Raw genomic sequence first — 19501 nt, 5'->3', positions numbered from 1 at the left:
GAAGCGGAAGGACGTGCGGACGTCAGAGGACCATTCTCGTGACCCACTGCACCAGCAGCACGACACCAATCACGGACCAAAACCAAAGGGAAGCAGTCGTCAAATCCCACGTGTGATGCCCGAAATGAATGCGTAGCAGCTGCGCTACACGGTAAGGAATTTGAAACAGGACCAAACCGAAAACTAAGATCCCGCCAGGGTTAAAGGCCAGCGAGGCGGTCAGATCGCCATGAGCCAAGGCAATGAAGCTGCGCGTTAGTCCGCAGCCAGGGCAATCGAGCCCGAAGGTTTTTTGCAGGCCGCAAGTTGGTGGCAAAGGAATTTCAAGCCAAGGGATCATCACGTTGGCAGGCCCCTCGTTATACAAGACAAACGAGAGGATCAGCGCCGGCACAGCAACAGCCAGCATCAATACATGAAACAACGACTTCTGCCGCAGCGGTTCTGCAGGCAGGGGCGTTACTAACGAGGAACTCACTGCTTCCCGTCTTCCACAAAATCAGGGAAATGAGTGTCAGGGCTCGCCGGAAGTTCCAGCGGATGGACTTCAATCTTGTGTTTTTTGCACTGATCGACCAGTTCAAAGTACTTCAGACGCACCATGCCAGAGTGCGGCATCAGCTGGACGGCTTGGCGTTGGGTGCGCATTGCTTGTTCCCAATCCTCTTTGGCCTCGTAGCAGTGAGCGAGTGTGTCGAGGTAGGCTCCGTTGCCGGGCTGAAGAGCGAGCGAAAGTTGGCTGGCTGCGATCGCATGATCAAAATCGCCATAGGTGTTGCCGACCAGCCAGGCATACTGATTGCAGTAACGTGCCATCTGGCTCGATTGGGCACCCATCACGTCGTCGCCACGACGATTCTTCTTGAAGAACTCGTACTGCTCTTGAAAGCGGTCGATGTATGGCTTGTAAAAGGCAAGGGTGTGGTCGATATGCTCTTTGGCTTTGGTCTGCCACATCTCATCTTTTTTGCCCAGACGATAGGCAGCGATCAACACGTCGGCTTCGTCTTCGTCGTGCTTCAAGGCTGTCAGCAGATCGGCCTGGGCCTCTTTGAATTTGCCTTGCTGCTCTCGGTAGATGGCCCGAAACAGGTAAACGCGAGCCAACGCGCCGTCGGTAATCGTCTCTACATCTCGTCCACCAAAGGGATCACGATTGGATGTTTTTTTCTTTTCGGCGACTTCCACCCAGGGCCACATGATCTCCATGGCAAGCTTCGAGTCGCCGTGATCATGCTCCATTTCGGCGTACTGCAACCGGGCGATAACTCCGAAACGATCATCGATGTCATTGTTTTCGATGACATGCTGGTATTCTCGGCGGGCCCAGCGATAGCAGCCTCGGTCTTGCAGCGATCTAGCAATATTCTCGTGGCTATCGTCCGACTCGGGATATAGGGCCAACGCGGCTTCAGCATACTTGTTGGCCAAATCGATATGGTCTTGCACCAATTCCGCTTCCGCTAACAGGTATAGCAGAGACGGGTTATCGCCAAAGGGGCCGCCCATGACCTTGTCGTCGGGAACTGGGTGCTTGTCGGCTTGCAGGGCGGCTAATTCTGTAACAATCTCAGGCCCTTTACGATCGAGAAACCAGGTCGTCAGATTGAACAACTCGTTTTCAGTAAACTTGGTGCTAATCCGGATCACGTTCCGCATCGCGTCGAGGGCTTGCTCTTGCTTCCCTTCGGAACGCAATTGATCGACCTGCCAACGCACCAGGTCTAGCACCGTTTGCTGGCTGGTAAGCGTGGGACGTGTGGTGAACAAATCGATCTCGTTCTCGACTTGTTGCTGCCACTTTTGGATCGCTTCCTCTGGCTGATCTAAGCTTTGGCGGAAAATCTGCAACCAACTGGGGCCGGTCCGAGGGCTGTCGCCAATGCGCTCGTTGATGATTTGGACGACCTTTTCTTTTTCTTCCCCTTCCGCACCTTGGAACTGGATGGCCGCAGCTAGGGCAGCTTCCTTAGAGATTGCTTCGGACATATCGTAGCGGCTGATGCGGCATAAGGCGCTCAGGGCGTCGATCGAGTGAATGCGACCCAACTCGCCAATCCGGCTGCGGCGGTCGTCTAGGTTGAGACTGCCGTAGCGATTTAAGTATGCGTTGACCTCTTCCGAGAACTCGGGCCGAGGCCATTCGATTTCGACGCTGCGAATCAAATATTGGGCTCGCAGAGCGACTTCTGGATCGTCATCACGCATGGCCCCAAACAGCTGATCGAACGCGGTCACGCCCATGCGGGCCAAGTCGGTTTGGGCCCGTTCTCGGATTAGAAAGTTGGTGTTGCCCAACTGTTGGATCAACGCTTCGATATGTTGCGAATCTGGCTTAGACGACTGGGCGTCGGCCAACGAAAAGGCGAGTGGGCTGCCTAAAAACAGACAGACCACAGCAATCACTCGGCAAAGCCGGTTATTCCAAGGCATCGATCATTCCTCGCCAAGACAAAACAAGCACCTCTTCTAGGATACTCGTTCAACTGCGCGAGAAACAAGGCAAGAGTTCTTTGGCCCAAGATTCTGGTCAGAAACCCAAGGTATTGAATCGACCTTGCCGGTAAGAGCCCCCTCTCCTGAGAGGGGGTGGCATGGAAGATCGGGCCAGCCAGAAAAAAAGTTACGCCCGGCTGTTTTCCATCTGCTCGATGTACTGGCGGAGACGTTCGTTTTCGTTCTCGACATTCTTCAAACGGAGCATATTTTCTACCCGTTTGGTCAGTTCGATCCGGTTGACCGGTTTCGAGAGAAAGTCGTCCGTACCGGCGGAAACGGCTCGTTCGATATCTCCCAATTCGTTCAGCGCGGTAACCATCAGTATCATGATGCCCTTGGTCGCCGGATCGGCTTTGAGCTGCTTGCAGACCTCGAAACCGCTCAATTTGGGCATCATCACATCAAGCAAGATTAAATCTGGCTTGAAACTGGCCACTTTGTCGAGCGTGTCTTGGCCGTTGACCGCGATTTCGGTATCGCAATCGATATTGGCCAGAAAGGCCTCCAGCAACTCGACGTTCGCTTGATTGTCGTCGGCGATCAGAATTTTATAGGTGTCCGACATGATTTTCCTCGGCAACTCCCGCGATGGCGATTCAATTAGCAGGCTGTTAGGGAGATTATAGGCTGGCATGTCGTTTACGGAAACGGCTGATAGAACTTGAGTTAACGCAAACAGTTGAGCTTTCCGCGCCGGTGATTAGGCTGGAAAGGATCACCTTGATGTTGTTTTCAGGATCTTTTTGCCGTGAACTACCACCTGTGGGTACGAATTCCGACCACGTTCATTGTCGTTTTGAAAATGTTGTTCGTGGTTTGCTTAATCGCTTTGATCTAACAGGCTGTTAGGTTTCTTCACTGCTAGCAACCAAGATGGTTTCACCGGCGACCTGCTGCTCGCAGGGCGAGAGGTAGGTGGTGGCGTTTTCGCCGATCGGTTGTGGGCAAACGGTTTCTGCCGGAGCGATGGCCCCCAGGCTCGCGGCGCCCCATTGTTTGCCTCGGCTAACCAGGAACAGCCCGCCCAGGACAAACGTGCCACCGGCCAGGAAGGCCCACGTCAGCGGTTCGCCGAGCAAAATCGCTCCGAACGCGATGCCGAACAAGGGGGTCATCAGCGAAAGCACACCCAACCGGCTGGCCAAGTAATGCCGCAGCAGCCAAAACCATACCAGGTAGCTGATAAACGCGACCACGATGGTTTGGAAGGTGAGGCTGACCACCAGCAGCGGCGTGACGGTGACGCCCATCTTGCCGGAAACTAGGGCCACCAAAATCGACGCCAGAAAGGCGCCAGCCAGCTGATAATACAGCGTTTGTGCAGGCGGGGCATCGTTCAGCCGGCTGGTTCGCAGCACCACGGTCGTTAGCCCCCAAGCCGCCCCCGCGCACAAGCCCATGAAATCGCCCAAAAGCAAGTTCGGCGAGGTCGGGCTCACGATGGTCGATTCCTGGGGAGCGGAAAAGGTTAGCACGACTCCGCCAAACGCCACCAGAACGCCTAGCCACTGCCAGAGGTTCAAGCGTTCTTCTGGGCGAACCAAGTGCAAGCCGACCGCCGCAAACAAAGGAGCCGTATAGAGGAACATGGCCATGTGCGAAGCAGTCGTCAAACGGAGCCCTTCGGCCACCAAAAGGAACTCGCCCGAGAATAGCACGGCAACCACCAGCCCTGAACGCCAGGCAACGCCTGGTAGCCAGTGGTCGCGAAAGAAGAAACGACTGATCAGCCAAACGAGCGCCGCACTGCCGCCAGAGCGGATTGCGATTTGCAAAAGGGGAGCCATCTCTCCCGCGATTGATTTGATGGCCGTTTGCTGCAGACCCCACGTCAAGCATAACAGCATCATGATCGCTGTCGCGGTGGCGTCGACTTGCTTTCTCATTCTCTAGGTTCCTTGTTCCGTACGAATCATGAACCAGTTTATTGATTGCCACTTCGCGACATATAGCGCAAAATGGCCAATGGATTGTGTGGGAGTGCCAAAGCGATGAAAAAGAAGCGAAGCAAGCAAATCGAGCATGTTCGGCGGACTCCGTTCGCCGACAAGTTGCCGGCACCGTTGTACTTTCGAACCGAGCATTTGCCAGCCCACGGGGTCTACCTGCCGATGCGGCATCGGTGGAGCGAGTTCGTCTACTCGTACAGTGGCATTACCGAGGTGCAAGCAGGCGAAGACCTCTTTCTGGCACCGCCTCATCTGGGGCTGTGGATACCCGCCGGGACCGTGCATACCAGCTCGAATCACAACGAGACGGTTTACTGTTCGTTTTACATTGCCAGCAAGTTTTGCCAGCGAATGCCGCCAGAGATTTGTGTGGTAGTGGTCACGCCGTTGGTGCAAGCGATGCTCGACTTTCTGCGGGACAACCCGGCCGAGAATACCGATCCAGAACGACAGCGGCTACTACGTGTGTTGGTCGATCAACTGGCCCATTGTCAGACGACCGGAAGTTATATCCCCGCGACCAACCACGCCGACTTAGACGCATTGCTACAAGAGCTACGGAGCAACCCGGCCGATGGACGCTCGCTCGATCAACTGGCCGAAGACTTCGACATGAGCAAACGAACCCTCATGCGGCATTGCCAGGCAGAACTCGGGATGTCGCTGACCGAGTGGCGCCAACGTTTGAAGATTGTCAGCGCCCTGCCGCTGCTGCAAGCGGGGCAAAGTGTCGAGTCGGTGGCACTCGACCTGGGGTATGGAACCTCGTCGGCGTTCATTGCCATGTTCCGCCGCTTAACCGGCACAAGTCCGAAGCGTTTTGTCGCCGCCAAGATGCCCCACGTCAGCAAGCCAACGAGCGTGTAACCACCGGTGCCATGCTCTCGTCTTCGTGAGCATGCGAAGCGGGGAAGTACATGCCGACGAAGACGACGGCATGGCACCCAACGCCGAGCTGTGAAATTCAACAGGCTCTTAAGTCGAATCCCAAGAGGTGAGCAAGTCTCGACGCAAGGAAACAAGAATCCAGGACTGAAGTGCATGCGCCAGGTCACCGGCCTCAATGATAAGGTGCGTTTCGAGTTGAAACCAAGAAACTTTCGAACCATCACGATGCAGTAAGATGGCATCACCATTTAATGCCATGAGCAAGACGATACTGCTACCCCAATCTGATTTACTTAACGCGGTTGTTGGGTGGGTGAAGTCAACAAACTTAGAAGTATCTAATCCGCCATACAGGAACGGAGCCCACTCAGAATCCACGCTGCATCTCGTTTTTCGAAAGATGCTTAAGAAGATGTCTGCATCGCTCCTGGACTCTGCGGTGCGTTCGGCTGTCTGTTGGTCGTCGCAGGAAGTCGGGAATGTTACGAAAAACCTTACCGCTTCCGTAACCACTTTCTCCCCCAACACAACGTATTTGTCGGTTGAATCAAGGTCTTGAGCAAAGCCGACTACGGTCAGTTGCTCATCTAAGAAGTCGGTAAAAGTCGCAAATAGCCCTGAATCGGTCCGGGGCATATTCAGGTATACGCTCGGCTTTTTGGTCGTTTCCCGAAGATTCAGCCATTGGGCAGGGATACCTGCGGCTTCTAGCTCAACGATATCCGCATCCAACGAAAGAGACACTATTTGTGGTGGTGTTTCTTCTATCACGCTAACCCCTGATCAAGAGTCGAGACAAAGCTTTTTCCGGCTGAAGTTGGAAGTTGCTTTGTATTTTGAATCCTTTATTTCGTTAAAGAAAGTCTAAAAACTGACTCTTTAAAAAGCAGGGCCATGCTCTCGTCTGCGTGAGCATGCGAAGTGGGGAAGTACATGCCGACGAAGACGACGGCATGGCACCCGATTGATTTGTTCAGGTTAGTGAAATGCAGCAGCGTTGGCCAGCTTATTCTTCCGGAGCTTCCAGCACTGCGACACTGGCGGTGAAGCCGTGCAGGAAGTTGCGACCGGCGACCGGGCCGATTTCGCCGGCGGCGAAGAAGCCGGCGCTGGGGACTTTGCCGAACGCGTTGGTCACGCAGGTCGCGTCGTGATGGGGCTCGCTGAATAGTTTGGTTCCGCGACCGTTGCAGGTAAACGTCAGCACCGAGGCGGCCTGGCAGCCTTCTTTTTTCAGTTCGGCGAACAGTTGCTTCAGTTCTGCCGAGGCCGAGAACTCGTCGCGCACGTGAAACTGGACCGTCTGGCCTGGCTTCACGTAGTCGCCGATCATCAAGGCCCCCGTTTCCTTCTCGATGCCGACCACGTTGCGGACGATGAAGTCCCCTTGGCTGCGATCGGCCTGGTATTCGTCGACGACGCGGCCGATGTGCAGCCCGCGACTGACCAGTTGTTGATCTTTAACCGGCAGCGTTTTGAAGATCTCTTCCAATTGTTTCAGCGCTGGGTGGCCCCCCAGTTCGTGAATCACGTTACGTTCGGCTTTGGTGATGACAAACGGATCGCCAATTGGGCGACAACCTTGCGAGACGACCGAGCGAACCCGCACGTTCCCTTGCAGGTAGACAAACACGCCGCCTGAATCGAGCACCTTGTCGCCGAGGATCAGGCGGTTTTCGCCGGGCTGATAGCTGCCGCTTGCCATGCCGCCGATGACAGGCGTGCCGGGATGATCTTCGTTGATCCGTTCCAGCAGCAGGTCGGTCGGAAAACTGAACGGTTCGGCTAGGACCAGCGTCGAGGCATCGGCTGGCCAAGTGGTGGGAAGTTGATCGGACCAACCGACAATGGTGCCCCCGTCCGGAATACGCTGGAATTCCAGGTGCATGGGAATGATGGTCGTGCCGGGGAGGTGCGCCAGCCACAAGCTGATCGCCGGGGTGTCTTCTGCTTCGCGCGATTGGCCGATGATCGATTCGCCGGTGCAGCCGATCACGTTCTGCGTTCCCAGCAAGCGGGTCAGCTCTTGGGCGACCGTTTCGATATGCTGAGCGTGATGAGGCGAGACGAAGACCATGGCCAGGTCGACCGGCGCGGCCAAATCGTCCAAGGCCTGGCGAATGACTTCGGCCAAAGCGTCTTCGGTGGCGTCATGAACGGACAAGGCCGCGGCAAACTTGGGTTGCGCCTTGGGCATGATCTTCCTGTGTGGGCTAAAGCGAGAATTGCGGGTGGCGTGTGTTGTCGTTTGGCATGCTCACGCAGACGTGAACCTGGCACCCGTTGGTTGGTAGTACCCGATTATTTGTGGCACCCGTTGGTTTACGATTCGGGCGAAGTGTTTGGTCGTGTGCGTCCGATGACGCCATCTTCTGGGCTGCTGGCCGAAGCGTACAAGCGGCGTGGGATGCGGCCTGAGTGATAGGCCAGCCGGCCTGCTTCGGTGGCGTACCGCATGGCATGGGCCATCCGTACGGGATCTTTGGCGTGGGCGATTGCGGTGTTGAGCAGCACGCCGTCGACGCCCAGTTCCATGGCAAACGCCACATCGCTGGCCGTGCCAACGCCTGCATCGACAATCACCGGGTAGTTGGGGTCTTCCCCTTTGAGGTATTCGAGGCAGATGCGAATGTTGTTGGGATTCAAGATCCCCTGCCCTGACCCGATGGGGCTACCGGCTGGCATCACGGCGGTGGCGCCGACTTGTTTCAGCCGCTTGGCGATCACCGGGTCGTCGGTCGTGTAGCAGAGAACTTGAAAGCCAAGTTCAACCAACTGTTCGCAGGCCAGCACGGTTTCAACCGGGTCGGGGAGCAGTGTCTTGGTATCGGCTAGGACTTCCAGCTTGACCCAATCGGCGCCGGGGTTTTCGAGCCCCAGCAAAATTTCGCGACCGAGCTTAGCGGTTCGCACGGCGTCGCGGGCGTTGTAGCACCCGGCCGTGTTAGGCAGCAACGTGTAGCGGTGGAAATCGATGTAGTCCAACAAGTTGCGACCGGTTGGGTCGTACAGCCGTTCGCGCCGCACGGCGACGGTAACGCACTCGCTGCCGGAGGCTTCCAGCGATTGTTGCATCAGTTCCAGGGTATCGTACTTACCGGTACCGACAATCAAGCGGCTTTGCAGCGTATGGGTACCCAGCACGAGCGGGGCGTCGGCAGCACTGGTTTCGGCGAGACTCATTAACCACCTCCTACGAGGGTGACAACTTCCAACTGGTCCCCTTCGGTCAACTTATGCGTGGCATGCTCGTCACGCGGGATCAGCTCTAAGTTGACTTCGACGGCGACGAACTTGGGATTGATCGAGAGGGTCTCGACGATATCGGCAACGGTAGCCCCCTCGGGGACTTCGCGCGACTCTTCGTTGATACAAATCTTCATGGAAATCCAAACGACTGAAGTTTGGCGAATCGAAGGAGATTCGCAACAGTTCAAGTTTACGACGGGAGGCTTTCTTTCGACAACCGGCTGAAATAGCCCGCCCCTGCTTTTCCCAGGGGAATTCCCCCGAAATAGCAACGAAAAAAGCCCGCGCGCAAGGCAACGGGCTCGTGGAAAGAAAAGTAGCGGCAATCTGTCGATCGCAGGCCGTTTGTTAGTTGCGAATCTGAACGTTACGGGCGGTACCCTTGTCTAAGGGCATCAAGACACCCGATTGCTGTCCGCCGCGAGCGGAAATGTTGCGATTCCAGGCAATACCGTAAGCAACGAAGCGGCCCGTAGAGGCGTCGACGACATACGCCACACAGTCAGCCGGACGCGAGTTGCCGGTGGTTGCCCGGAAGCTGGCATTGCCGGTTAGCAGCAGATACGAAGGTTTCTTCGTCGCATCGAGCCCTAAGTCGTTCAAGACGTTGGCGCGAAACAGGCCCGCGAATTTGGCGGTTTGGCTATTGATAATGGCACATTGCAGGTCGCCGGTCAGGCAATCGAGGGTGAACAGGCCTTCCATTTCTTCATCAATGCGGCCCGTCGCGGCACACATGGTTTCGCTGCTGGCCGCAGTGCTGGCGTTGATCGGAATTTCTCGGGCCGGGCTTTGCCAATTGAAACCGACGGTCATGCCCAGGATCGCAAACGCCGTCATGACGCTTCCCACCCCAAAACTTGCCAACCAGAAACGCGTTGTCGAATCGACCTTCATGAAATAGTTCCTCTAGAGGTATCCAGCAAAGGGGGAAAGGATGGCCCGAAGGTAAGCTTGTACGGAGTGAATCCGCCCCATGGTGTCTGAGGTGCCCTAGCGTTACATGCTGTGTGGGGCAAATTGGATCTAAAGCGGGCGTCGGTGCCCTAACCACCCGACATCGTACGTACTTTCTCCCTAACGTACCAGAGATATGTTCGCTACCACAAATCTTCTTGAGCCAGATCGGCCAGGCCAGGATTCTTTTTCAGTTGCGCGCTTAGGCGGCGAGGAATGGACAGTGCTTGTGTTTTTAACGGAAATACGTATTCTTTCAGAAGTTACGGTCACTTCGTGTGGTAGCTGAAGATGTTGTTTATCCTGGCCAGAGATTGGGTAGCTAGGCATGGAAACTACCATTCGAATCGTTGATAATAGCGATTGGCAGATTCCTATCTGGTTTGTTCCTCCGAGAAAGGGACTGCCCATTCCCGGATAGTCCAAGCACTTGGCTTGCGATTGTGCGGCGGAAAGCAACTGGGAAATACCCGATTGCGATGGGCCCACGCCTAACGGATTGGAATCGATGCCGAACCAAACTCCACCTGGCTGATGCGCGAAATCCTTTTTCAATACGAAAGCGTCAACCCGACGACTTGGGCTTACCTGTCGTCGTTGCTGGTGATCGGTTTGTTCTTTAAGTTCAACCGTGTCTGGAGTGTTCGCAACCTGGACGTGCTGTTGATCATCTCGCTAGCACCAGGGCTGTTGATGGTCTACTTCGGCCAGCAAAGCATCGATCGAGCGACGATCGTACCGGTAGTTCAAGCCGACACTTCGCCGCTGATCCCTAAGCTGGAAGGGGAAGCGCAGATTCCGCCTCCGCCCGAGGTTGCGCTGACCGAGGAAGAAGAATCCCCTAAGCCCTCGCGGCAAGAGTTGCTGCAGATTGGCCGCACGCTAGAGAAAGCAGGCTACGTCTGGTTGTTTTGCGTCAGTGGCTTGATTTGTATCCGTCTATTCATCGATCCCACAATGGTTCGTCGTCCGATGCTCGAACCGAATCTGACGATCGGCGGCATGGTGTTTATTACCTGTGCCCTGTTTATCTTTTTGATGACCAACATTGCCGTCGGACGACCTTCCGACGCCGATTTACGAGGCGTGCGCGAGGCTTCGAAGAGTAATCCCAAAGAAGTGGAAGAGTCGCTCCGCCATTACGGGCCTGGCTACCGGATGCTGTTGTTGGTGCCGCGAATTCCCACTTATCGACTTGCCCAACCAGAGTCGTCTGACTTGGAAAAGAGCGAGAAGATCACGATTATCGTCACCAAGGTGATGGCCATTTTGGCAAACGTGGCATTGTTGGCCGGGATGATTTTGGTGGGCTATCGTCATTTCGATAGCATCCGCATGGGCGTCGGCGCGGCGATGTTTTACTTTCTGCTTCCCTACGCGGCCGTGAATACTGGGCGAATCGATCACGTGTTGCCGGCGGCGCTTTTGGTTTGGGCGATCTTCTTCTATCGCACGCCGCTTCTCTCGGGGGTGTTCATGGGATTTGCCATCGGAACACTTTACTATCCGCTGTTCCTGCTGCCTCTGTGGTTTAGCTATTACTGGGAGCGAGGACGCGGGCGTTTTCTTGCGGGTGTGTTGTCGACGCTTGCTTTGTTGGCTCTTTCGCTCGTCTTCACCTCGTCCGATTTTGAAACCTACATGCACCAGTTCCGGGCGATGTTTGGCTTGTGGCTGCCGCGCGACGAAGGTTATACAGGCTTTTGGAACTACTACTTCAACTCCAATGCCTACCGCATTCCCGTGCTGGCCGCGTTTGGGGCGATGTCGATTGCCTTTGCTATTTGGCCTGCCCAAAAGAACTTGGGGACGCTGCTTAGCTGCACGGCCGGTTTGATGGTTGCCGCCCAGTTCTGGCATGCTAACGACGGCACCACGTACATTGCCTGGTACATGCCGTTGATGTTGTTGACGATCTTTCGTCCCAACTTGGAAGATCGCGTCGCCCTACGCGTTATCGGCGAAGGGTGGTTCCGGCGGACCGTCCCTGGTGCAGCTGCCAAGGACGAAGGAAAGCAGGCAGCGTAATCTTAGCAGCCGCTTTCGACTTGCATGTTGCCACACCCGCTGGGCGCAAAAAAAGGTGGCTGAGAGCCCATTGCTCGGCCACCATCGGCGGTTTCTCTGGAAGGAGTAACCCAGTTCGCTGCGCCGGTTGTTAGTCCATCGTCGCGGGCGCTTCGCCTACGTCGACAATGCTACAAGCTTGGATGGGGGTAATCCCGCGTTGACGGGCTGCTTCAAGCAATTCGCCGCTTTCGCTACCAGGATTAAAGAAGACCTGCTTGGCTGGTTTCGAGGCGATCGACCCCACCATCTTTAAGCCCATCTGAGGTGGAACATAGACGCTAATGCGATCCAACTTTTCGACTGGGATTTCTTGCAGCGAAGTGTAAACCTTGAGGCCTTCAATCTCGCCCCCTTTCGGGTTCACCGGGTAAACATCGTACCCGTGTCGCAGATGAGCCCGCACAGACTTGTTTCCATATTTGGAACGCTCGGCGCTGGCTCCCAGAATCGCTACGGTTGGCTTCGACATATTGCATCTTCTCCTAAAAAAGTTAGGAAGGATCGGAATGAACCATGCCAGAAGAGTCTGGCAAACGACCGTCCTAGACATTCAATTAATAGCGGGTTACCGAGCATCGTCAAACGACGATTTCGCTGACAGAAAACGCCTATTCTGGCGTACGTCTAGTGAGTGCAACAAGTTAAGAAAAGCGATTTGTCGCGAAGTTCGATTTGGGATTTGCGCGTTTTTTTTAAGCAACAACGTTGCGTTTCCGGCGCTGCTTGTTGAGTTAAGTCAGCGCTTAAATCGGGCAAGGGGATTCATGTTGCTGTTAGCGGCAACTTAAAGGAGCGATTGTTGGCCCGAGCCTGATTCACCGGCCAGATTCTCTTCTAAGAAGGCCTTGAGGTCGCCTTTGTGCAGATCGGTTTCGCTGCGGAAATGCAAGCGGACCACTTCTTCACTGCCGCGTGAATGGTCGACATTGGGTTCATGTCCCAGTTCGGCCACGCGTCCTTGGGTGGTAGAAGCTTTGCTCGACTTGATTTCCAGGCGAACGTGTTCTGGCTTCTTGGTCGAAACCACTGCCCACGCCGAGCGTTTACCAGGGATCATCATGTTGATGAGCATCTGGTTGTTCCACAAGATCTCTCCTTGCGGGGCGACCTCTTTCAGCAGCTCGATCACCTCTTCCAGCACGGTTTGATCCCAAGCGACCTTTTTGCCCGGTGGAAAGCCCTTTCGCGAGAGGTGCCACCTTTCGCCCAGCTTTTTCCAAGGCATGTGGCTTTCGACATCGGCGCCAACGGTTGCTTCGTACTTTTGGAAACCGACGATCGCGTCGTCGACAAACTTCCAGAACTGCGGTTTGTTGATCTCGGACCAGCTATGAGCCCGAATTTCGATCTCTTGGAACGGGCCACGCAGGTTCTTCACTTTGACCCGCGGCTCGTTGCTGTAGACCGGTAGTTCGTCCAATTGGTTGAGCGTTTTTAGGTCGAGTTCCTGGGGAAGCTCATACTTGTTGAATGTCCCTTTCATCACGCGGAACTTCATTTTCAGCAGCCAGCTTTCGCCAGTGATCGCGTGTAAGAACCAGCCGTCAGATTTCCGCTTCGCGGCGATTTCGACAATGGTGCGCGAGTTCCAATTGGCGTCGCTGAAACAGTCGGTGGCCTGAATGCGGTCGACCACTTCGGCGAGAACTTTCCCTTCCCAATTGCACGGCTGGCCATCTCGACCGACGCGTTCCTTGGTGTGCCAGCGACGACCATCGAGTTCCCACGGCATTTGAATCTGGGCACCGACATCGTCGATATCGAGATCCCCTTCCCTTTCCGCATCGACCGCGTTGGGATCGTAGGTGGGGCGTTCGGCACGCGGGGCTGCTTCCAAAATCGGGGCCAAGGCTTCCCCGGTATGGCTGCGGAGCCAGGTCATGCCTTTCTCGTCGACCAAGGTCGACTCTTCGCTTTTCAGCTTCTTGGCCAGCTTTTGGAAGTTCTGGGCGTAGTTCACCATGTCTTCCGGCGTGCCGACCGTGACGACCTGACCGCCGGCCTGACCTGCCTCGGGGCCCATCTCGATGACCCAGTCGGCTTGCTTGAGGATATCGAGGTTATGCTCGATCACAATCACCGTGTTCCCCAAGTCGACCAGGCGGTTGAAGACGTCGAGTAGCTTTTTCAGGTCTTCGAAGTGTAGCCCGGTGGAAGGTTCGTCGAGCAGATAGAGCGTACGCCCTGTGTCGGGCCGAGCTAATTCGCTGGCCAGTTTCACGCGTTGGGCTTCCCCACCGGAAAGGGTTGGGGCCGATTGACCGAGCGTGACGTAGTCGAGACCCACATCGCACAGCGTTTGCAAAATGCGGCGAATCTTGGGGATGTTCTCGAACAGTTGCACGGCCTGACCGCACGACATTTCAAGGACTTCCGAGATCGACTTGCCGTGAAACTTGACCGCCAACGTTTCTTCGTTGTAACGTCGACCATCGCACGTTTCGCAGGTCACCCACACGTCGGGCAGGAAGTGCATCTCGATACATTTTTGCCCCATGCCAGAGCAATCTTCGCAGCGTCCCCCTTCCACATTGAAGCTAAACCGGCGTGCCGTATAACCACGCAGTTTGGCGTCGGGAAGCTGGGCGAACAGTTCGCGAATCAAATCGAACACGCCGGTATAGGTGGCAGGATTCGAGCTAGGACTGTTGCCGATCGGCTGCTGATCGACCCGGATCACTTTGTTGACGTTTTCGATTCCCCGCAAGGCGTCGTGCGCGCCAGGAATCGTCGACGCACGATGCAGTCGGCGGGCTAGTGTGTTGTAAAGAATGTCTTGCACAAGCGTGCTTTTGCCGGAACCACTCGGCCCGCCAATCGCGACGAAGGCCCCCAACGGAATCTGTACGTTCACGTCCCGCAGATTGCGGTGGTTGGCTCCGACCACTTCCAGCCATTCGCCGCTGGGGCTGCTGAAATCGGAGATGACGTCTTCATCGGTGTTGGCCGAGATCGACATCATCCGGCGATTGGTTGGGGCGTAGATGGCCTGTTTACCGGAGATGAAGGGGCCGGTCACCGAAGTCGACGATTTGGCGATCTGCTTGGGCGTTCCTTCCGCCACAATCGTTCCACCGTTGCGGCCCGCTTCGGGACCGAAGTCGATTAGCCGGTCGCTTCCTTCGATCACTTCCTGATCGTGTTCGACCACCAATAGCGTGTTGCCCAAGTCGCGAAGCCGATGCAAGGCTTTCAGCAAGCGGCGATTGTCGCGCGGGTGGAGGCCAATCGTTGGTTCGTCCAGCACGTACAGCACGCCGCACAAGCCGCTGCCCAATTGGCTGGCCAAGCGAATACGTTGGGCTTCCCCGGCGGAAAGGGTCGGGGCGGTTCGTTTGAGCGAGAGGTATTCCAGACCGACGTCCAAGAGGAATTCGACGCGACCTTCGATCTCGCGGACGATCTCACCGGCAATCTTCTGCTCGCGTTTCTTCAGCTTGGCCGAGCGGATGAACTCGAGCAGTTCGGCTAGCGGCATGCTGGTGATGTCGCGCATCGACTTCTTGCGGAAACGTACCGCTGACGCGTCGTCGCGGAGGCGCGAACCATCGCAGGTCGTGCATTCGACTTCCGCCACCAACGATTCCAATTGCCCACGAAAGGCCGGGCTGAGACGCGAAGCGTCTTCCATCGCCGGGTACAACCCTTTGAACTGGAAACGGAATTCGAGCTTTGTTTTCTTTTCGTCGGCATACACTTCGTAGGTGGTGTCGCCGGTGCCGTGCAAAATGATACGGCGTTGCCGGGCCCCAAGTTGGTCGAAGGGAACGTCGATCGGAATTTTGTTTTTCGAGCAAATCGCGTCGAGCATCTTGCGGGAGGTGACCGATTTCAAATCGGGCCACAATCGTAGCGCTCCTTCGGCCAGGCTCCGTTTCGGGTCGCTGAGCAACGCCGTCGGATCGGCCCCGGTTTGCGTACCGAGTCCTTCGCAGTCGGGGCACCAACCAAGGTAGCTGTTGAACGAGAAGTTGTGGGGCGAAAGAGGCTCGAAGCTGCGATCACACGCTTCGCACGAAAGCTTCTGACTTAAGCGTTTCGTTCGCCAATGGGCTTCCGGCACGCCTTCCTCGACGTAGGCCAGGACAAGGACGCCGCCTGATTGGCTGAGGGCGATTTCGACACTGTCGGCGATACGGGGACGAGCGTCAGCGCGAACCGAGATTCGGTCGACGACGACCTCGACATCATGCTTGCGGCGACGGTCGATCTTGGGTGGGCGGTCGAGCGTGTGAACGACCCCGTCGACGCGAATTCGCTGGTAACCGGCGGCTCGCAGTTCTTCCCATAGGTCGGAATACTGCTGCCCGGTATCTAAGTTACGCGGTGCCAACAGGAACAGCTTGGTCCCTTCTTCTTCCTGCAACACTTTATCGGTGATTTGCGTCGAGGTTTGCGTTTTGATGGGCAGGTCGCAGTCAGGGCAATACGGCTGGCCCAAACGGCTCATCAGCACGCGAAGATAATCGTAAATCTCGGTGACGGTACCGACGGTTGAACGTGGCGATTTGCCGAGGTTCTTTTGTTCAATCGCAATCGCGGGCGAAAGCCCTTCAATGTGATCGACCTTCGGCTTCTGCATTTGCCCGACAAACTGGCGAGCATACGAGCTGAGGCTTTCGACGTAGCGACGCTGCCCTTCGGCATAGATGGTATCCATGGCCATCGAGCTTTTACCGCTACCGCTGGGACCGCAGAAGACGGTCATCTTGTCGCGGTCGATGCTGACATCGACGTCCTTCAGGTTGTGCATCTTGGCGCCACGCACGTCGATGCGTTTGGCCTGGGCTTTGGTCGTTTGTTGCGACTCGCGCGCGGCCCGTTTGATCTCGGCGACGGCGCGGCTTGTTTCTCCCTTCAAGAGAGGTTCGAGCGCTTGTCCGGTATGCGACTCTTTGACTGCGGCGACATCTTCCGGCGTCCCTTGGGCGACAATCGTACCGCCGTTGACGCCGCCATCGGGGCCCAGGTCGACCACCCAGTCCGCCGTTTTGATGACATCTAAATTGTGTTCCACCACCAGCACGGTGTTGCCGGCATCGGCAAAGTTGTGCAGCACTTTCAGCAGCATCTTGGTGTCGGCAAAGTGCAGCCCGGTGGTCGGTTCGTCGAGCAGGTAGAGTGTTTTTCCGGTGCTGCGTTTGGAAAGCTCTTTGGCAAGCTTGATTCGCTGAGCCTCGCCGCCAGATAGCGTCGGAGAGGGCTGACCGAGCTTGATGTAATCGAGCCCGACATCGTGCAGCGTTTGCAGCTTCAGGGCGACCTTGGGCACGTTTTCAAACGTCTGCAGGGCTTCTTGGACATCCATTTCCAGGATGTCGGCGATGGATTTGCCTTTGAACTTGATTTCCAATGTTTCGCGGTTGAAACGATGCCCTTCGCAGACCGGGCAGGTGACCCAAATGTCGGCCAGGAAATCCATTTCCAGCTTATTGGCCCCGTTTCCTTCGCACGCGCTGCAGCGGCCACCATCGACGTTGAAGCTGAATCGCCCTGGCTTGTAGCCGCGCATCCGCGACTCTGGCAACTGGGCGAACAGGTCGCGAATTTCGTCGAACACTTTAATGTAGGTGGCCGGATTGCTGCGGGGCGTGCGGCCGATCGGAGATTGATCGATGGCAATCATCTTGTCGAGATGCTCGATCCCTTCAATCCGTTCGTGCTCGCCTGGTTCGCCGAGGCCGCCGTTGAGGTCGCGTCGTAACGCTTCGACCAGAATGCCGTTAATCAGCGAGCTTTTGCCGCTACCGCTGGCCCCGGTAATGCAAACGAAACCACCCAGCGGGATTTCGGCAGTGATGTTCTTCAGATTGTTTTGGGCCGCGCCGACAATGCGGATCTTCTTTTCGCCGATGGGGCGCCGCTTCTCAGGGATTTCGATTTTTTCTTTGCCGGAAAGGAAACGTCCGGTCACGCTTTCTTCCGACGCTTCCAACTGCTTGGCCGTTCCTTGAGCGACCACGTACCCACCCCGCACCCCGGCCCCGGGGCCGAAGTCGATGATGTGATCGGCGACGCGCATCGTGTCTTCGTCGTGTTCGACCACCAGCACCGTGTTGCCCAGATCACGCAGGTCGTTCAGCGTGGCCAGCAAGCGGTCGTTGTCGCGCGGGTGCAGACCAATCGACGGTTCGTCCAAGATGTAGGTCACGCCAACCAGGCCGCAGCCAATTTGCCCGGCCAGACGAATTCGCTGCGATTCGCCACCGCTGAGCGTCGGCGCGGTGCGATCAAGCGTGAGGTATTCGAGCCCTACGTTTTGCAGAAAGCCGAGCCGTCCCCGTACTTCCTTGATCGCTTCCTCGGCGATCTTCTGCGAAAGGGAGTCGAGGTCGAGCATCTCGAAGAAGTCGCGGGCCTCTTGAATCGAAAGCTGGCTCACTTCCGGTAGCGAAAGAGCATTTTGGTCGCCGAACTGTTTGTTGGCGGTGGTAACCTTCACGCTCCGGGCTTGAGGGTTCAGCCGCTGCCCATGACACTGCGGACAGATGACCGTGGCCATGTACTTTTCCAATTGCCGCTGCTGCGGTTTGGAATTGGTGTTGCGGTACTTTTCCAGCAAGTCTGGCACAATTCCGCCGTACGTTCCGCCGTACATCTGCGGGCTGTTACCGCCTCGCCAGGTGAACGTGATATGCTCGTCGCCGGTGCCCCACAGCAGATAATTGTGGTGCTCCTGGGGCATGTCGCGCCAAGATGTTTCCAGCAGTGCCCCTTTGCCGAGGTCGTATTTCCGCTCCATCGTGTCGGCAACACCTTGATAGATGTGCCGTTTCCAGCGACCGAGTTCTTTCCACTTGCCCAGCAGTTCGATTGCCCCTTGCTTGAACGATAATGTCACGTCGGGGACTAGCAGTTCGGGATCGAACGTATAGACCTTGCCCAAGCCGTCGCAGGTGGGGCACATCCCTTGGGGCGAGTTAAAACTGAAAAGCTGCGGTGTTGGCGGGGAATAGGAAATGCCGCAATCGACGCAGGCGTAGTCGACCGAGAACATCATGTCCCCTGCCACGGCTGTTTTGCTACGGCGGCTTTTCGCACGCTGCTTCGGGATCGCGTCTTCCGGGGCGTCTTCGAGGTTTTCTTCTTCTTCCTGCCTCGGGGCGACAATGAGGCTTCCTTCCCCCATCTTCAGTGCCAGCTCGACCGCCTCGGCCAGGCGTCCACGGATACCTTCTTTGATGGTCAGGCGATCGATGACCAGCTCGATGTTGTGTCGCATCTGGCGATCGAGCTGGAGGTCGTCGTTCAACTGGATGATTTCGCCGTCGACGCGAGCCCGGACGAAACCTTGTTTCAAGAGATCGATGAATAGGTCTTTGAATTCACCTTTTTGCCCCCGAACCAGCGGAGCCAAGATCGCAAACGAGCTCCCTTCCTCTTGCTGAATAATCCGCTCGAGGATTTGTTCGCGCGTTTGAGCGGTTAGCTTCTTGCCACACTCGCTGCAGAAACCTTGCCCCACGCGCGAAAAGATCACCCGTAAATAGTCGTAGATCTCGGTGATCGTACCGACGGTACTGCGAGGGTTGTTGCTGGTGGTCTTCTGCGAGATCGAGATGCTGGGGGTGAGCCCGCCAATGAAATCGACGTCGGGCTTGGGCATCTGCCCCATGAATTGCCGCGCATAGCTCGACAAACTTTCGACATAGCGCCGTTGACCTTCGGCATAAATAGTATCGAAAGCAAGCGAACTTTTTCCGCTACCGCTGACCCCTGTTAGGCAAATCAGCTTGTTGCGGGGCAACGTCAGCGTGACGTCGCGCAGATTGTGTTCGCGGGCCCCTTTGACTTCGATATCGGCAACCGGCATGGAAAGACATCCGTGGGTTCTCATCGCGACGAAATAGAATCGAATCCATCGATTTTAGAGAACCTACCACCTGGGG

At 56.2% G+C, this 19501-nt stretch carries 13 protein-coding genes; 2 read left to right on the top strand and 11 right to left on the bottom strand.

What is annotated here, in order from left to right:
* Positions 1 to 22 precede the first annotated feature (22 nt).
* From DTL42_RS25750 to DTL42_RS25735, 4 genes are all read right to left on the bottom strand, one after another.
* Positions 23 to 478 (bottom strand): DUF2752 domain-containing protein, encoded by a 456-nt coding sequence (locus DTL42_RS25750; protein ID WP_199590217.1) that lies wholly within the window; start codon positions 476 to 478, stop codon positions 23 to 25.
* Entirely contained in the window at positions 475 to 2433 is a 1959-nt protein-coding gene (locus tag DTL42_RS25745; protein WP_114373826.1) for a tetratricopeptide repeat protein, read from the bottom strand. Before DTL42_RS25745 ends, DTL42_RS25750 begins: the two co-directional genes overlap by 4 nt.
* A gap of 190 nt (positions 2434 to 2623) precedes the next feature.
* Entirely contained in the window at positions 2624 to 3064 is a 441-nt protein-coding gene (locus DTL42_RS25740) for a response regulator (protein WP_114373823.1), read from the bottom strand.
* A 280-nt stretch (positions 3065 to 3344) separates the two neighbouring features.
* On the bottom strand, positions 3345 to 4385 hold the full coding sequence (locus DTL42_RS25735; protein WP_114373820.1) for a DMT family transporter: 1041 nt from the start codon (positions 4383 to 4385) through the stop codon (positions 3345 to 3347).
* Between the two features lie 105 nt (positions 4386 to 4490).
* Between DTL42_RS25735 and DTL42_RS25730 the strand changes: the two genes are divergently transcribed.
* Complete coding sequence (locus DTL42_RS25730) at positions 4491 to 5315, top strand: AraC family transcriptional regulator (protein WP_114373817.1); 825 nt, start codon at positions 4491 to 4493, stop codon at positions 5313 to 5315.
* Between the two features lie 108 nt (positions 5316 to 5423).
* Here DTL42_RS25730 and DTL42_RS25725 read toward each other — a convergent pair whose 3' ends face one another.
* From DTL42_RS25725 to DTL42_RS25705, 5 genes are all read right to left on the bottom strand, one after another.
* Positions 5424 to 6107 carry a hypothetical protein gene (locus tag DTL42_RS25725; protein WP_147274440.1) on the bottom strand — a complete coding sequence of 228 codons (684 nt, stop codon included), beginning with the start codon at positions 6105 to 6107 and terminating at the stop codon, positions 5424 to 5426.
* 235 nt (positions 6108 to 6342) lie between these two features.
* Positions 6343 to 7533 carry an FIST signal transduction protein gene (locus DTL42_RS25720; protein WP_114373811.1) on the bottom strand — a complete coding sequence of 397 codons (1191 nt, stop codon included), beginning with the start codon at positions 7531 to 7533 and terminating at the stop codon, positions 6343 to 6345.
* A gap of 125 nt (positions 7534 to 7658) precedes the next feature.
* Positions 7659 to 8519, bottom strand: coding sequence for a thiazole synthase (locus DTL42_RS25715; RefSeq protein ID WP_114373809.1), 861 nt, complete (start codon positions 8517 to 8519; stop codon positions 7659 to 7661).
* The gene (gene thiS / locus DTL42_RS25710; protein WP_114373806.1) at positions 8519 to 8719 is read right to left on the bottom strand and encodes a sulfur carrier protein ThiS; all 201 of its coding nucleotides are present in this window, start codon (positions 8717 to 8719) and stop codon (positions 8519 to 8521) included. The genes DTL42_RS25715 and thiS overlap by 1 nt, the downstream gene beginning before the upstream one ends.
* 214 nt (positions 8720 to 8933) lie before the next feature.
* On the bottom strand, positions 8934 to 9482 hold the full coding sequence (locus DTL42_RS25705; protein WP_114373803.1) for a hypothetical protein: 549 nt from the start codon (positions 9480 to 9482) through the stop codon (positions 8934 to 8936).
* A 594-nt stretch (positions 9483 to 10076) separates the two neighbouring features.
* Here DTL42_RS25705 and DTL42_RS25700 point away from each other — a divergent pair.
* Positions 10077 to 11570, top strand: coding sequence for a hypothetical protein (locus tag DTL42_RS25700; protein WP_114373799.1), 1494 nt, complete (start codon positions 10077 to 10079; stop codon positions 11568 to 11570).
* A 130-nt stretch (positions 11571 to 11700) separates the two neighbouring features.
* Here the strand turns inward: DTL42_RS25700 and DTL42_RS25695 are convergent, their stop codons facing one another.
* Both DTL42_RS25695 and uvrA read right to left on the bottom strand, forming a co-directional pair.
* On the bottom strand, positions 11701 to 12081 hold the full coding sequence (locus DTL42_RS25695; protein ID WP_114373796.1) for a CoA-binding protein: 381 nt from the start codon (positions 12079 to 12081) through the stop codon (positions 11701 to 11703).
* A gap of 315 nt (positions 12082 to 12396) precedes the next feature.
* Positions 12397 to 19425 carry an excinuclease ABC subunit UvrA gene (gene uvrA / locus DTL42_RS25685; protein WP_114373790.1) on the bottom strand — a complete coding sequence of 2343 codons (7029 nt, stop codon included), beginning with the start codon at positions 19423 to 19425 and terminating at the stop codon, positions 12397 to 12399.
* Positions 19426 to 19501: the final 76 nt, after the last annotated feature.

The sequence above is a fragment of the Bremerella cremea genome (assembly GCF_003335505.1).
GTDB classification, from domain to species: Bacteria; Planctomycetota; Planctomycetia; order Pirellulales; family Pirellulaceae; genus Bremerella; species Bremerella cremea_A.
The sequence above is the reverse complement of the archived record's forward strand: the minus strand, read 5'-3'. Positions and strand labels throughout refer to the sequence as shown.

Coding starts and splice junctions, on each gene's coding strand:
- DTL42_RS25745 (WP_114373826.1), bottom strand. CDS start 2,433: ATGCCTTGGAATAACCGGCTTTGCCGAGTGATTGCTGTGGTCTGTCTG.
- DTL42_RS25740 (WP_114373823.1), bottom strand. CDS start 3,064: ATGTCGGACACCTATAAAATTCTGATCGCCGACGACAATCAAGCGAAC.
- DTL42_RS25735 (WP_114373820.1), bottom strand. CDS start 4,385: ATGAGAAAGCAAGTCGACGCCACCGCGACAGCGATCATGATGCTGTTA.
- DTL42_RS25730 (WP_114373817.1), top strand. CDS start 4,491: ATGAAAAAGAAGCGAAGCAAGCAAATCGAGCATGTTCGGCGGACTCCG.
- DTL42_RS25720 (WP_114373811.1), bottom strand. CDS start 7,533: ATGCCCAAGGCGCAACCCAAGTTTGCCGCGGCCTTGTCCGTTCATGAC.
- DTL42_RS25715 (WP_114373809.1), bottom strand. CDS start 8,519: ATGAGTCTCGCCGAAACCAGTGCTGCCGACGCCCCGCTCGTGCTGGGT.
- thiS (WP_114373806.1), bottom strand. CDS start 8,719: ATGAAGATTTGTATCAACGAAGAGTCGCGCGAAGTCCCCGAGGGGGCT.
- DTL42_RS25705 (WP_114373803.1), bottom strand. CDS start 9,482: ATGAAGGTCGATTCGACAACGCGTTTCTGGTTGGCAAGTTTTGGGGTG.
- DTL42_RS25700 (WP_114373799.1), top strand. CDS start 10,077: ATGCGCGAAATCCTTTTTCAATACGAAAGCGTCAACCCGACGACTTGG.
- DTL42_RS25695 (WP_114373796.1), bottom strand. CDS start 12,081: ATGTCGAAGCCAACCGTAGCGATTCTGGGAGCCAGCGCCGAGCGTTCC.
- uvrA (WP_114373790.1), bottom strand. CDS start 19,425: ATGCCGGTTGCCGATATCGAAGTCAAAGGGGCCCGCGAACACAATCTG.